Origin of the sequence: Chitinophaga flava, assembly GCF_003308995.1 — a bacterium.
GTDB lineage: Bacteria > Bacteroidota > Bacteroidia > Chitinophagales > Chitinophagaceae > Chitinophaga > Chitinophaga flava.
On the sequence record NZ_QFFJ01000002.1, the window covers coordinates 1,497,808 to 1,512,219 of the forward strand.

The 14,412-nt window shown below is 47.4% G+C and carries 10 protein-coding genes; 6 read left to right on the forward strand and 4 right to left on the reverse strand.

What is annotated here, in order from left to right; translation table 11 throughout:
• Positions 1–13 precede the first annotated feature (13 nt).
• The 4 genes from ygiD to msrA all read right to left on the reverse strand — a co-directional run bounded on the left by ygiD (position 14) and on the right by msrA (position 2,549).
• Positions 14–838: a 4,5-DOPA-extradiol-dioxygenase gene (gene ygiD, locus DF182_RS22365; RefSeq protein WP_113619690.1), complete on the reverse strand. Its 825-nt coding sequence runs from the start codon at positions 836–838 to the stop codon at positions 14–16.
• A 16-nt stretch (positions 839–854) separates the two neighbouring features.
• Entirely contained in the window at positions 855–1,265 is a 411-nt protein-coding gene (locus DF182_RS22370; RefSeq protein ID WP_113618015.1) for an Rrf2 family transcriptional regulator, read from the reverse strand.
• A gap of 83 nt (positions 1,266–1,348) precedes the next feature.
• The gene (locus tag DF182_RS22375) at positions 1,349–1,783 is read right to left on the reverse strand and encodes a hypothetical protein (protein WP_147243505.1); all 435 of its coding nucleotides are present in this window, start codon (positions 1,781–1,783) and stop codon (positions 1,349–1,351) included.
• A gap of 121 nt (positions 1,784–1,904) precedes the next feature.
• Positions 1,905–2,549, reverse strand: a complete 645-nt coding sequence (msrA, locus tag DF182_RS22380; RefSeq protein ID WP_113619691.1) for a peptide-methionine (S)-S-oxide reductase MsrA — start codon at positions 2,547–2,549, stop codon at positions 1,905–1,907.
• A 461-nt stretch (positions 2,550–3,010) separates the two neighbouring features.
• Between msrA and DF182_RS22385 the strand changes: the two genes are divergently transcribed.
• The 6 genes from DF182_RS22385 (at position 3,011) to DF182_RS22410 (ending at position 14,405) form a co-directional block, all read left to right on the forward strand.
• A complete protein-coding gene (locus DF182_RS22385) occupies positions 3,011–5,131 on the forward strand; it encodes an endonuclease MutS2 (RefSeq protein ID WP_113618017.1) in 2,121 nt (706 codons plus the stop codon).
• Between the two features lie 22 nt (positions 5,132–5,153).
• Positions 5,154–6,038 carry a helix-turn-helix domain-containing protein gene (locus DF182_RS22390; protein ID WP_113618018.1) on the forward strand — a complete coding sequence of 295 codons (885 nt, stop codon included), beginning with the start codon at positions 5,154–5,156 and terminating at the stop codon, positions 6,036–6,038.
• Between the two features lie 345 nt (positions 6,039–6,383).
• On the forward strand, positions 6,384–7,565 hold the full coding sequence (locus DF182_RS22395) for an efflux RND transporter periplasmic adaptor subunit (RefSeq protein WP_113618019.1): 1,182 nt from the start codon (positions 6,384–6,386) through the stop codon (positions 7,563–7,565).
• A gap of 111 nt (positions 7,566–7,676) precedes the next feature.
• Positions 7,677–10,871, forward strand: a complete 3,195-nt coding sequence (locus DF182_RS22400) for an efflux RND transporter permease subunit (RefSeq protein ID WP_113618020.1) — start codon at positions 7,677–7,679, stop codon at positions 10,869–10,871.
• A 41-nt stretch (positions 10,872–10,912) separates the two neighbouring features.
• A complete protein-coding gene (locus DF182_RS22405; protein WP_113618021.1) occupies positions 10,913–12,328 on the forward strand; it encodes an efflux transporter outer membrane subunit in 1,416 nt (471 codons plus the stop codon).
• Between the two features lie 283 nt (positions 12,329–12,611).
• Positions 12,612–14,405 (forward strand): hypothetical protein, encoded by a 1,794-nt coding sequence (locus tag DF182_RS22410; RefSeq protein ID WP_147243506.1) that lies wholly within the window; start codon positions 12,612–12,614, stop codon positions 14,403–14,405.
• Positions 14,406–14,412: the final 7 nt, after the last annotated feature.

Below are 14,412 nucleotides of genomic sequence, written 5' to 3' on the forward strand. Positions count from 1 at the left end.
GTATCATTAGTGATTAAACGGTTTGGAAGCAGCGCATACTGATGCTGCCGTTCTGGATTTCTTCGTAAGTGAATGCGATCTGTTCGTTTTTATTGACCAGTCCCAGTGTATACAACATCGGGAGATAGTGATCGTTGGTGGGGATAGACAGCTGTGCTGCCTGTCCGAGCGTATGATAATTGATCAGGTCCTGGAAAGCTCCTTTCGCCAGCTTCTCTTTTACCAGTGCATCAAAGGAAACAGCCCATTCGTATGGTTGGGCATTATCTGTAAAGATGATCTGGCGGAGGTTATGAACGATATTGCCGCTGCCCATGATCAGCACGCCTTTACGGCGCAGTGCCTGCAGCTCGGCGGCCAGTTTAAAATGGTATGCGGGTGGTTGGTGATAGTCGATGCTCAGCTGATACACGGGGATATCCGCCAGCGGGTACATATGTTTTAAAACGGTCCAGGCGCCATGGTCGAGGCCCCACTGCTCGTCTTCCACCACCTGGGTGGAGGTGATGAGGTTTTTGGTTTCTCGGGCTACTTCCGGCGCGCCGGGTGCCGGATATTGCACCTGGTACAGCGCTTCGGGGAAGCCGCCGAAATCATGGATGGTTTCCGGTTGTGGCGCTACCAGTACGTGCGTGCCTTTGGTAAGCCAGTGGGCAGAGATGACAAGTATAGCCCTGGGCTTGTCTTTCAGGGTCTGGCCCATGTTGGCCAGTGCTTTGGTAAAGGCATTGTCGCTGATCCCGTTCATGGGGTTGCCGTGTCCGATAAACATAACGGGCATGGCTATATCAGTGGTTTTCAGGTCACTGGTGATATGATGAAATCCGTGTAAGTCCATGGTGGTAATATTATGATTATTCAAATCTTCCTGAGAAATCGGCCAGTGTGATGTTTTCCAGTTTACGTAACAGGGCTCCTTCTATGTCTGCATACAGACTGTTGAGGTGTGCGTTGATCTGTTTACCTACGCTGCAGGCGGGGTTGGGCTGGTTTCGGCTGTTACCCAGCAGGGAGGCCTGTTGTACGGCATGGTAAATGTCGGACAGCAGGATACTGGCAGCGGGTTTGGCGAGTGTGGCGCCTCCGTTTTTACCTTCTTTGCTTTCTATCAGGCCGTGGTTGCGCAGGTTGCTGATCTCTTTTCTGACCAGTACCGGATTGATGTTGATGCTGCCGGCAATGTAGTCGGAAGACAATAAAGTCCCGCTCTCCCGCGCCATGAGGGTAAGTATATGTAAGGATATGGGAAACCGGGCATTATTCATTCTGTAATTTACTTTATTACAGTACAAAAATACACCAAATCGATGGGAAAGTAAAACTTTATCCTGATGGCAGTGCTTGTCGTTTACCGTTGGCTATAGAAATAGACGATACTGGCGATAACAAGCAGTATGACGATCAGGGTGATTACACAACCATTACGGTTAGGCTTTTTAACGGCATTGGTAAGGCCACGGGCCTGCAGTAGTTCTTCCACGGCGGTTTTAGCCTGCATCAGGTCGGTGCCGGTGCTGCCGGGAAGTTTGTTCATTTCTGTATGATAATGTTTGATCCCGTGGATTTTCCCGCTGTTCAGGCATAGTTGAATGGACCGTTCGTTAATGGCTTTGACGGTGGCGTTGACGTCTTTACCAGATTTGCCGGCAGGGGTATCCTCTGAAATAACCCGTTGGCAGTGATGGCAAATAACCATTACATTGAATGGATCTTTCTCGGGAACAGTACGTATCAGTTGTGTGCTACCACAATGGGGGCAGGTAGCTGGTGGAATTAGCGTCATTAATAGTTTTTAGGACTCTTTAAAATAGGAAAAAATTACGAATTAAGGAAAAAGGAGAAGCCCCGGCAGGCCATGAATATATGCCTGACGGGGCTTCTTCTGGTTAAAGTTGTCTTGATTTTTATTGTTTTTTCAGATGGTCTTTGAACACCTTTTTGAATTTTTCCAGTTTTGGTTTGATCACAAAGGTGCAGTAGGGCTGCCTTCCATTGAGATTGTAATAGTTCTGGTGATAATCTTCCGCCTTATAAAAATTGGTCAGGGGAGCTATTTCGGTTACAACAGGTTTATCGTAGGCGCCGGACTCCTGTAGTTTCTTCTTATAATATTCCGCTTTTTCCTTCTGCTCCGGGTTATGGTAGAAGATAACGGATCGGTACTGGGTGCCCACATCGTTGCCCTGGCGGTTAAGCTGGGTTGGGTCGTGGCTTACCCAGAAGGCCTGCAACAGCTCTTCATAGCTGATTTTGGCAGGGTCGTATGTTACCTGGATTACTTCTGCATGGCCGGTATTACCTTCACACACCTGTTCATAGGTGGGGTTGGCAACATGTCCACCGGCATAGCCGGATTCTACTTTGATCACACCGTCGAGGTATTGAAACTGTGCTTCCGTGCACCAGAAGCAACCGCCTCCAAAGGTGGCTTTTTCTACATGGGTATTTTTACTTACTTCCATATCTCCGGGAACTTTATCTGTCTTGTTCTGCGCACAGGCGAACAAGGCCAATGTTACGAAAAAGATGAATATTGAGTACTTTCGCATAAAATTAAAGTTTAAAGATACTGCGTTTTTAATATATGTAAAATACAGCACTGTAGCGGCATTTCAGGGTGTTTCGGTACTTTTATAGCTGTAGTGTCAATAATAATTTACGTAAAAAATGATGCAGATAAACAACAAGTTTTTTAACTTTAACATTCTTTTGTAGCCAGAAGGTACCCATCAGGGCCCTGAAAGCCCTCAAAAAAGTAGTCAGCAGCAGCAGCAACAATATAGAAAAACCGGGCAACCGGATACTATGGATAGTATAATGACAAAACCGATGAGAAAGAATTAATAACTTTTCCCAGCATCTTCTTCACCAGCAGCTACCAGTGCATAGCGTAGCAGCATACTTATGTATTATTTATTGGCTCCGGCGTAAGCCGATGGCCGTTTCATTTTAACAGGCAGCTAACTTCTGTTGTTGTAAGTTTGTGCCGTTCAATTAAATATATTATCACTTGAAATATTTTCCTGAATCTGCGTTGATGCAGTTGGAATTCGATAAAGTACAGGCATTGCTCCAGTTACATTGTAAAACAGAACTGGGCTATCAGAAAGCAGTGAACCTCCGCCTGCACACGCATATAGATTACGTTAAAGCCGCCCTGCAACAGGCTCATGAATTTAAACAGTTGATACTGATGCAGGAGTATTTCCCCAACGATCATGTACTGAACCTGCATACTGAACTGCGTATGCTGGAGATCGAGGGCGCCTACCTGACAGGCGAACAGGCGATGAACCTGCGCAAACTGGCAGAAAGCATGCATAGCATCTTCCGCTTTTTTGACCACGATCGTCGCATTCAGTACGGCGGCCTGGCCGAGGTAATCAAAGACACCTATTACGAGAAAAAGGTCACCGCCATTATTGATGAGGTACTGGACGAAACCGGACAGGTGCGTGACAATGCCTCCCCTGAACTGTCCCGTATCCGGACTGCCCTGTTCCGTAAGCGGACAGATCTGCGCCGCATATTTGACCGCATCCTGCAGAAACTGCAGAAACTCAACTACCTGGCCGACCAGGAAGAAGCCTTCCTGAACGGCAGAAGGGTAGTGGCCATCTACGCCGAAAACAAAAGGATGGTAAAAGGTATCATCCACGGTGAGTCTGATACCCGTAAAACAGCCTTCCTCGAACCTGAAGAAACGATCGAACTGAATAATGATATCCAGTCGCTCGAAAGGGAAGAAGGACGCGAAGTATACCGTATCCTGAAAGCGATGACTGCCTCCCTGAGCGCCTATAAAGTGTTGCTCAACGGCTATCATGAGATCCTGGGTACCTACGATTTTATCCGGGCTAAAGCCAAACTGGCGCTGGACATGGATGCCAACTATCCATCTGTGGTGCCACAGGCACAACTGCACCTGGTACAGGCATACCATCCGCTGTTATTAATATATAACCGCCAGAATAGTAAGCCTACCATCCCGGTGAATATCAGCCTGGACAAAGACGCGCATATCCTTGTGATCAGCGGTCCTAACGCCGGTGGTAAAACGGTGACCCTCAAAACAGTAGGACTGATACAGCTGATGTTGCAATCCGGACTGCTGGTGCCGGTACATCCGTCTTCCCAGCTGGGTATTTTCAAACAGCTGATGATCCATATCGGTGATACGCAGTCACTGGAATTTGAACTGAGTACTTATAGCTCACATCTGAAGAACATGAAATATTTTATGGAGAATGCCAATGGCAGGACTCTGTTCTTCATCGACGAGCTGGGAAGCGGTTCGGATCCCAATCTGGGTGGCGCCTTTGCCGAGGTGATCATGGAAGAACTGGCCAAAAAACATTCCTTCGGTATTGTGACCACCCACTACCTTAACCTGAAGGTGATGGCCAACAAGGTAAAAGGAATCATCAACGGTGCTATGGGATTCAACGAAGAAACCCTGATGCCGATGTACAAATTGATGATCGGTAAGCCCGGTAGTTCCTACACCTTCTCTATTGCTGAGCGTATCGGCCTGAACCCTTCGCTCATCTCCCGCGCCAAAAAGCTGGTAGATGAAGGACACTTTCAGCTCGATAAGTTGCTCAATAAAGCAGAACAGGACCTGCAAAAAGTGGAGGCCAAAGAAAAAGATCTGCAAAAGCTGTTGAAGGAAAACGAAAAACTGAAACGTGAGTACGAAATACTGGCCGATAAAGAGAAAAAACACCAGCAGATCACTTTCATGAAACTGCAGAACCAGATCAAGGAAGCTGACCTGACCTACCTGAAAGACATGGAGCGCAAGCTGAAGCAGGTAGTGGTGGAATGGAAACGAGCCAACGACATCAATGAAAAAGAAAAGGTGATGAAACAGGCAGAAATACTGCTGTTCCGCCGCCGCGAAAAACAGATCAATGAAAAGCACAATAAAAAAGTGCAGGATAAGTTTGAGGAAGTAGGCCGTCAATGTCAGGTGGGTGATCAGGTGAAAATACTGACCAATCGCCAGGTAGGCCGCCTGATAGAGATACGTGACAAACGCGGCATTGTACAGCTGGGTAATATTCCGATCAACGTGAAGTTGAGCGACCTGGTGGTAGTACAAGAGAAGCCGACAGAATCTGTTGACTGATAACTTCATAAATGTTTAAATCATGGAAGTAACAAAAGCAGGACGCATAGCAGAAATACCATTATACCGCCTGGAAGATTGTGTTGCAGGAATGCCTTTTTTCATCGGAGAAATGAAAGGGTATGAGATGGAATGCCGGGAGATGGGGTTACCGCACCGACATAATGGTTATAGTATTGATATACTGCTCAAAGGCGCTATCCGGCAGTCTATTGATTTTAAACAATATAAAGTGACTGCGCCCGCTATCATGCTGATGGAGCCTGACCAGGTCCATCAGCATGATATGGATGCGGACGTAGAGATGATTAATATCTTTTTTTCGCAGGACTTCCTCGTGCCCGAAATGCAGGGCGTAGTGAGCTGCTGGCGTTGTGTATTTAACTCTGGCCTGGTACCGTTGAATGAAGAGCAGCTGGAAGAACTGATGGGTTATGCCGGCCTGCTGCTCAAAGAATATCAGGGCGACAAACTACGGAAGGAAGCGGTGATCCGCAATGTGCTCAACGCTTTTGTGATTGCCTGCGGACGTATATCCGAACCTACCACTGTCTGGCTGAATGCGGAGAACTCCCAGTATAATATGACACGCCAGTTTAAGGTACTGGTAGATCAGCATTTCCATGAGAAAACGCAGGTGTCAGATTATGCTGAAATGTTATTTGTGACACCCGGACATCTGAATGATACCGTGAAAAGTTTGTTGGGCAAAAATGCCAAATATGTGATTGATGAAAAGAGAACGATGGAAGCAAAGCGGCTACTGTACTGGGGAGAACACTCTGTCAAACAGATTGCTGCAAGGCTGAATTTTGAAGATGATGCTTATTTTAACCGCTTTTTTAAGAAGCATACCGGACAAACACCGGCGGCATTTCAAAAGGCAACCCGTGAAAAGTACAATTAAACCCGTAATAATTTAAACCTCCGTTAACATTATTATTATAATTTTGCGTCGTTATCAATAAAATGATGTTGCCCGTACATCATTATAAAATTTGAAAACCATGGACTTATTAGCGGAGATTCCGTAATGCCCTTCTTTTAAGTTTTTTTTTACAGTAGTAACATTTTGTTGCGTGCTTACGTATAACATGCTGTGACGTTATGCGTGGCCCGAAGCCGCGACTTTTACTGCCTGTATTTTCACACCCGTACGCTGTTTACTAAAACTGCTGCTGTGAAGCAATGTGAGTTGTATTGCCTTCACACCAGGGATGTGATTTATTGTCGTATGATTTAAAAAACAAGTATGAAATCAAAGAGATCCGTTTTTGCAAATTTGCCGGCAGGCTTGCTTTATAGTGTTATCATCCTTTCCGTTATGTCTGGTTGCGGTACATCTTCTGCCAATCAGCATCAGGAAGGACAGCAAGCCGCCGCTCTGCCCGTGCTGAAGCTGGGAGCAGTGCCTGCCACCACTTTCCGTGAATATAGCGCCACCCTCGAAGGCCGTACCAATGTGGAAATACGTCCGCAAGTAGAAGGGGTACTCGATAAGATTTTTGTAGATGAAGGCGCTTACGTAAAAGCCGGCCAGCCACTGTTTAAAATTAACGACCGCGTGTATACCGAGTTACAGAGCAATGCCAATGCATCCCTGCTGGCTGCTAAAGCTAACCTGGAAAAAGCACAGCTGGAAGTTGACAGACTTACACCACTGGTAAAAAACAATGTAGTGAGTGATGTGCAACTGAAAACAGCGCAGGCCGCCTATCAGGCTGCGAAAGCTGCTGTAGCACAGGCACAGGCTCAACTGGGAAGTGCTGGTATCAATGTCGGCTATACGCTGATCTCCGCTCCGGTAAGCGGTTATATCGGCAGGATACCGTATAAAGTAGGTGCACTGGTAGGCAGGGCTGAACCACAGCCACTGACTGTACTGTCTGATGTAAACCAGATGTACGCTTACTTCTCCATGAGTGAAGCAGACTTCCTGAAATTCAAAAATGAAACAGCAGGCAGCAGTATCGCTGAAAAAGTAAAACAACTGCCGGCAGTAGAACTGAAACTGGCGGACAACAGCATCTATACTGAAAAAGGAAAGATCGAAACCATGGAAGGTCAGTTTGACAAAACCATGGGTGCTATCAGCTTCCGGGCTACTTTCCCTAATGCGGCTGGTCTGCTGCGTACAGGCAATACCGGTAAGATCCGCATCCCTGAACAATTCTCTGATGCCGTAGTGGTTCCGACTGAAGCTACTTACGAGCTGCAGGATAAAGTGATGGTGTTTGTAGTGGCCGACAGCAACAAAGTAGCCGGTGTTCCTATTACAGTATCCGGTAAAAGCGGTAACTACTACTTTGTGGAGAAAGGTTTGAAAGCCGGTCAGCGGATCGTTTACTCTGGCCTGGACCGTTTGCAGGATGGCGTTGTGATTGCTCCTCAACAGATGTCACTCGACAGCTTGCTGAAAGTAAGACCGCTCTAATGTTTCGTGATGCATCCGCAATGCGGGGTGCCAGCCATTAATGGTGTTGCGCTTTACGGATAATCCTCATTCCATCATCTTTTTGGATGATGCTTAAATACTAATGACATTATGTTTAGAAAATTCATAGAACGGCCAGTATTGGCTACCGTTATATCCATCCTCCTGGTCTTGCTGGGAATACTGGGGCTGGTCACCCTTCCGATGAGCCAGTTCCCGGACATCGCACCGCCCAGCGTGGCTGTATCGGCCTCCTATCCGGGTGCCAACGCCGAAGTGGTGGCCCGTTCCGTGGCTACGCCTATTGAAGAGGCGGTGAACGGGGTGGAGAACATGACTTACATGACCTCCCAATCCAACAACGATGGTTCCATGACGCTCAACGTTTACTTCCGCCTGGGTACCGATCCGGACCTCGCTGCTGTGAACGTGCAGAACCGCGTGGCTAAAGCTACCAGCCAGCTGCCGGCAGAAGTATTACAGGCAGGTGTGAGCACCCAGAAAGTGCAGAATGGTATGATCATGGTGGTGAACCTGCAGAGCGACAAACCGGAGTATAATGAAACCTTCCTGCAGAACTATGCGAAGATCAACATCATCCCGGAGATACAGCGTGTAAAGGGGGTCGGCCAGGCTATGGTGTTTGGTGCTAAAGATTACTCTATGCGTATCTGGCTGCGCCCTGATCGTTTAACAGCTTACAACATGTCTCCACAGGAAGTACTGGGCGCCATCCGCGACCAGAACCTGGAAGCTGCGCCCGGTCGTTTTGGTGAAGGCAGTCAGGAGTCTTTCGAGTATGTACTTAAATACAAAGGCAAGTTCAACAAGGACAAACAGTATGAAGACATCATTCTTCGTTCGAATGCCGATGGTTCTGTGCTGCGTCTGAAAGATGTTGCCCGCGTTGAATTTGGTTCTTTCACTTATGGTAGCGATACCCGGGTAAACGGTAAATATGGTATTGGTATCGCCATTAACCAGACCGCTGGTTCCAATGCGAATGAAATTCAGGAAACGATCAACAAGCTGATGAAAAAAGCAGAAAAATCTTTTCCTACTGGTATCGAGTACTTTAACATTTACAGTACAAAAGAATATCTGGATGAGTCCATTGATCAGGTGAAACATACGCTCATTGAGGCATTTATCCTTGTGTTTATCGTAGTGTTCATATTCCTGCAGGATTTCCGTTCTACCCTGATTCCGGCAATTGCCGTACCAGTGGCTATTATTGGTACTTTCTTCTTCATGAAGTTGTTTGGTTTCTCCATCAACCTGTTAACACTGTTCGCATTGATCCTTGCGATTGGTATCGTGGTGGATGACGCCATTGTGGTGGTGGAAGCGGTCCATGCGAAAATGGAGAAAGGGGCCAATCCGCGTATTGCCACGTTGTCATCCATGCAGGAGATTTCCGGAGCGATCATTTCCATTACGTTGGTGATGTCTGCCGTGTTTATCCCGGTAGGTTTCATGGAAGGCCCTGTGGGTGTGTTTTACCGGCAGTTTGCCTTTACCATGGCCATCGCCATCCTGATCTCGGCGTTGAACGCGTTAACACTTAGTCCTGCGCTCTGTGCCCTGATCCTGAAAAACAATCATGCCGGTCACGGAGAAGAACATGGTAAACTGAATGGTCATGCGCAAAAGCCGCAGAGTTTTGGCAAACGTTTCTTTGCCGCCTTTAACGTAGGCTTTAATGCGATGACAGAAAAATATGTCCGCAGTCTGCAGTTCCTCATCAAACGCAAATGGCTGACGATAGGTGGATTGTTGATCATTGGTGGCGCTACTTTCTGGATGATGCGAAAAACACCTACCGGCTTTATCCCTACAGAAGACCAGGGTTTTGCCGTGTTTGTAGTGAGCATGCCTCCCGGTTCCTCTCTGGAACGTACCCGTCAGGTGGTAGATAAAGTGGAGCATATGATCAAAGATCTGGAAGGGACGCATGCTTATCTGAGCGTGTCCGGTTTCAATTTCATGAGCAACTCCAGCAGCTCCACTTCCGGTGTAGGTTTCATCAAAATGAAACCACATGCCGAACGTGGTAAGATAAAAGACATGGACGCGCTCATGGGCATGTTGCAGGGCAAATTCGCCACGATTCCCGATGCCAGAGTGTTTGTGATGAGCCTGCCTACCGTACCAGGCTTCAGTAATGTTGCTGGTTTTGAGGTGGTGCTGCAAGACCGTACCGGTAACGGAGATTTGAGCAAACTGGGTAACACTGCCTGGGGATTCATTGGTGAGCTGATGAAACGCAAAGAGATTGCTTTTGCCTTCACCACTTTCAATAATGGTCACCCGCAATATGAAATAGAAATTGATGACCGTAAAGCCAAACAGCTGGGTATCGCTGTGGGTGACATTCTGCAGACCATGCAGGTGTACTATGGTAGTATGTTTGCTTCTGACTTCAACCGTTTTGGCAAATACTACCGTGTGATTGTACAGGCCGATGCAGCGCAGCGTCAGGACCCGTCTTCACTGAATGGCGTATACGTAAAAAATCAGCACAATGAAATGGTGCCGATCAATACCGTAGTATCACTGAAACGCGTATACGGACCAGAGACAGTGACCCGTAACAACCTGTTCAACGCTGTTACCATTAACGGTACGGTGAAACCAGGCTACGGTAGTGGTGATGCTATCAAGGCAGTGGAAGAAGTGGCCGCGCAGTATCTGCCGAGAGGGTATGCCTACGAATGGGTAGGTATGTCCAAAGAGGAGATCAGTGCCGGTAGCCAGTCTACCATCATCTTCACCCTGTGTCTGATATTCGTATACTTCCTGCTGGCAGCGCAATATGAAAGTTATATCCTGCCACTGGCGGTGATCCTCTCTATACCGTTGGGTATCTTCGGTGTGTTTGTGTTCATCAACCTCTTTGGCATTGAAAATAATATATATGTACAGGTTGGTTTAATCATGTTGATAGGGCTGCTGGCGAAAAACGCTATCCTGATCGTAGAATATGCGGTACAGAGAAGACGCAGTGGCATGGGACTGGTAGCATCCGGTATCCGTGCGGCCCGCCTGCGTCTGCGCCCTATTTTGATGACCTCTTTTGCCTTTATCGCAGGTCTGTTGCCGCTGATGCGTGCTACCGGATCGTCTGCGTTGGGTAACCGTTCCATCAGTACTGGCGCCGCCGGCGGCATGCTCACCGGTGTGATATTGGGTGTGTTTGCGATACCGGTATTGTTTGTGATCTTCCAGTACCTGCAGGAGAAAGTAAGCCGTAAACCGATAGTGGAGAAAAAAGAACAGGAAGAGTTTGCAGAAATGGTGCACTAACGGACCTGTAACATCAATTATCAGAAACAGAAAAAAGACAGATGAAAACTAGATATAGCTCATTTTTATTTTTGTTGTTGTCCTTAGTTGTAGGGTTAGCAGCTTGCCGGGTAGGCCGCAATTATCAGCGGCCCCCGGTGACGCTGCCCTCACAATTCGGAAATGTGGCCCCCTCAGACAGCAGCATCGCAGAAATGGAATGGAAGAAATTTTTTACGGATGCCACCTTGCAACAGCTGATCGACAAAGCGCTGACAGGCAATTATGATCTGCAACTGGCCGTAAAACGGGTGGAAACAGCACAGGCCTATCTGAAGCAGGCCAAAGCAGCATGGCTGCCGGCATTTAATGCACAGGCTACTGCCAACACCAACTTCCCGTCCAAGAAAAGTTTTACCGGTATGAACCTGGCCAACTTTGGTATGGGTGATCATATCGAAGATTATAATCTCGGTGTGGGTATGTCATGGGAGATAGATGTATGGGGTAAGATCCGCCGTCAGCGTGAAGCTGCCCAGGCTACCCTGTTACAATCCTACGAAGGACAACGTACCGTACAAACAGGACTGGTGGCCGCTATTGCCAGCAGTTATTTTAACCTGCTGATGCTCGACAACCAGCTGGCCATCGCCAAACGCAATGTGGAACTTAGTGACACGATTGTGCAGATGATCAGCTTGCAGAAAACTGCCGGTGAAGTAACAGAACTGGCGGTACAACAAGCCATCTCCCAGAAACAAACAGCAGCCCTGCTGGTGCCACAACTGGAACAGGGTATTGCCATTCAGGAAAATGCGATCCGTATTCTGACAGGTGAACTTCCTGCTCCAATAGGCAGAAACAGCCAGCTGCATGATTTCCAGGTAAGTGATTCCCTGCCAACCGGTATTCCGGCTGCCATGGTGAGCCGCCGTCCGGATGTGAGAGCCGCGGAAATGGGACTGGTAGCAGCTAACGCCCATGTAGGTGCAGCACAGGGTAATATGTATCCATCTCTGAATATTACCGCTAACGGTGGTGTGAATGCCTTTAAAGCCAGCAACTGGTTTAGCCTCCCGGCTTCCCTGTTTGGTACAGTGGCTGGAAGCATTACTCAGCCTATCTTCCAGCACCGTGCCCTCAAAACACAGCTGGAAGTGGCCAAAATACAAAGAGAACAGGCCGTGATCCAGTTCCGCCAGGCTACTCTCAATGCTATCGGTGAAGTAAGCGATGCCCTTGTGAAACTGGACAAGCTTAAATCACAGCAACAGATTGCCGGTGACCAGGTGAAAACAACCCAGCTGGCCGTACAACAGGCACAGATGCTGTTCCGCAGCGGTATGGCTACCTATCTGGAAGTCATCACTGCGCAGGGTCGTGCCCTGCAGGCCGAACTGGGACAGGCAGATGTAGACCGCCAGCGCCTGAGCGCTATGGTTGACCTGTACCGCTCACTCGGTGGCGGATGGAAATAATGATCAAAGAGTATATACTATAGACCGGATTTAGCCGATCGAAAGGAAGTAGAATCCAGCGATGATTGCAGATAAAACAACAACAAGATTAATATAGGAATCAACAGATGAATAAAGACTAACCGCAAGAACAGTAAGCCAAAATAGAAAGAGGGGCCTCGTCCGGTGTTTACCGGACGGGGTTTTCTTTTTTAGGAAAAATCTGAGTATTATTATTTTTCATAAAATGTATAATGTTTATATATTTGATGAATATAATGTATTCAAGGCCCTATCCCTATATATGTGTAGAAAACGCTGTTGCCCGACGACGTGGTTTATCCTTCTGTTGCTGTTAGTGTCATCCATAGCCTATTCCCAGGCATTGGACCAGCTGGGCATCAAAAAAGGAGTGAGCATGAGTGGTTCTGTCAGTGCCAGTACAACAGCCTACAGTGCCAGCGGTATTGACAGCCGCCGTGACCCTCTTGCCTGGTATCTCAACGGTAATCTTAATATCAACCTGTTTGGCTATGATATGCCTTTCTCCTTCAGTTATAGTAATCAGGGGAGAAATTATTCCCAGCCATTCAATCAGTTTCGTTTTGCACCTTCCTATAAATGGGCCAGGGCTTACATCGGCACTACCAGTATGAACTTCAGCAACTATACGCTGGCCGGGCATATGTTTGACGGATTAGGTGTAGAACTGACACCCGGCAAATGGCGTCTGTCTGCCATGTATGGTAAACTGCTGAAGGCAGTGCCTTTTGATGTGTTGAAGCCTGAAAGTTACAACCGTGCTGCCTTTGAGCGTATTGGTTATGGTGTGAAGATGGGATATGAAAATGAAGGTAACGCCTATAGTATTTCCTTGTTCAAAGCAAAAGACAATGCAGGCTCTATTCCCTATATCCCGGATGATGCCACCATCACACCCCGGGAGAATGTGGCCATGGCCTTCAATGTAAGACAGACTATTCTAAAGCGTGTATTCGTGGACGTAGAGTACTCCGTATCAGCCCTCAACCGTGATACCCGTTCTGAAAAAAATGCTTTCGACAGCAGTCGTGGTACCTCCAACTTACTGGGTAAGTTCCTTGCACCTACCGGCAGCACCCGTTATTTTGATGCCATACAGGCCGGGCTGGGTTATACCGGCAGTTTTTATACGATACAGTTGCGTTATGAAAGAGTAGCCCCCGATTATGTAACGCTGGGTGCCTACAACGTGGTCAATGATATGCGTAACATCACGATCGCACCGGCTTTTCAGTTATTCGGCGGCCGGGTGAATATCGCTGCCAACGCCGGTATGCAGGTCAATAACCTGGACAACAGCAAAAACAGTGATGCCAAACGGCTGGTGGCCAACATTAACATGAATGTGGTGCCCAACGATCACTGGGCTATCAACGGCGGTTATTCCAACTTCAGCAACTATACCCGCATCCGTCCGCTGGTAGATCCTTATTTCACCAACCCACTGGATACACTGGATTTTTATCAGGTCAACAACAACTATAATGGGATGATCATGTATCGCACCGGTAACAAAAAGGTGCAGCATTCCATCTCCCTCAATACTTCTTATCAGTTTGCCAGCGATAAAAGCAGCGCCAAAGACGCAACAGAAAATCTCAACAAATTTTTTACCTCCAATCTGAGTTATTCCTATAGTCTGCAACCACAGGCCTTGTCGTTGGGTGGTGCGGTGAACTACTATCGCAATACAGCTGCCGGACTGAACACCTCTTTCATGGGGCCGAGTGTAAACATCAATAAACAGTATTTCGATAAAACACTGCGCACTGGCCTCACAGCTACCTACAACATGACGCAGGCTACTTCACAACAGGCGGGCGTTGCCACCACTACTAACAGTACGCTTTTTAATACTGGTTTCAACATCAATTATTCTCCCAAAACAAAACAGAAAAATGAAAGTACAGGAGGAGAGGGGAAGAAGAAATTATTCAACAACAAACAATCGCATAACATCGGAGCTACTGTGATGTGGCTGTTGCGCAGTGCCAGCGGTACACAGCCGGGGTACAATGAATTGACCAGCACCGTGAACTATACCTATTCATTCTGATAATCAG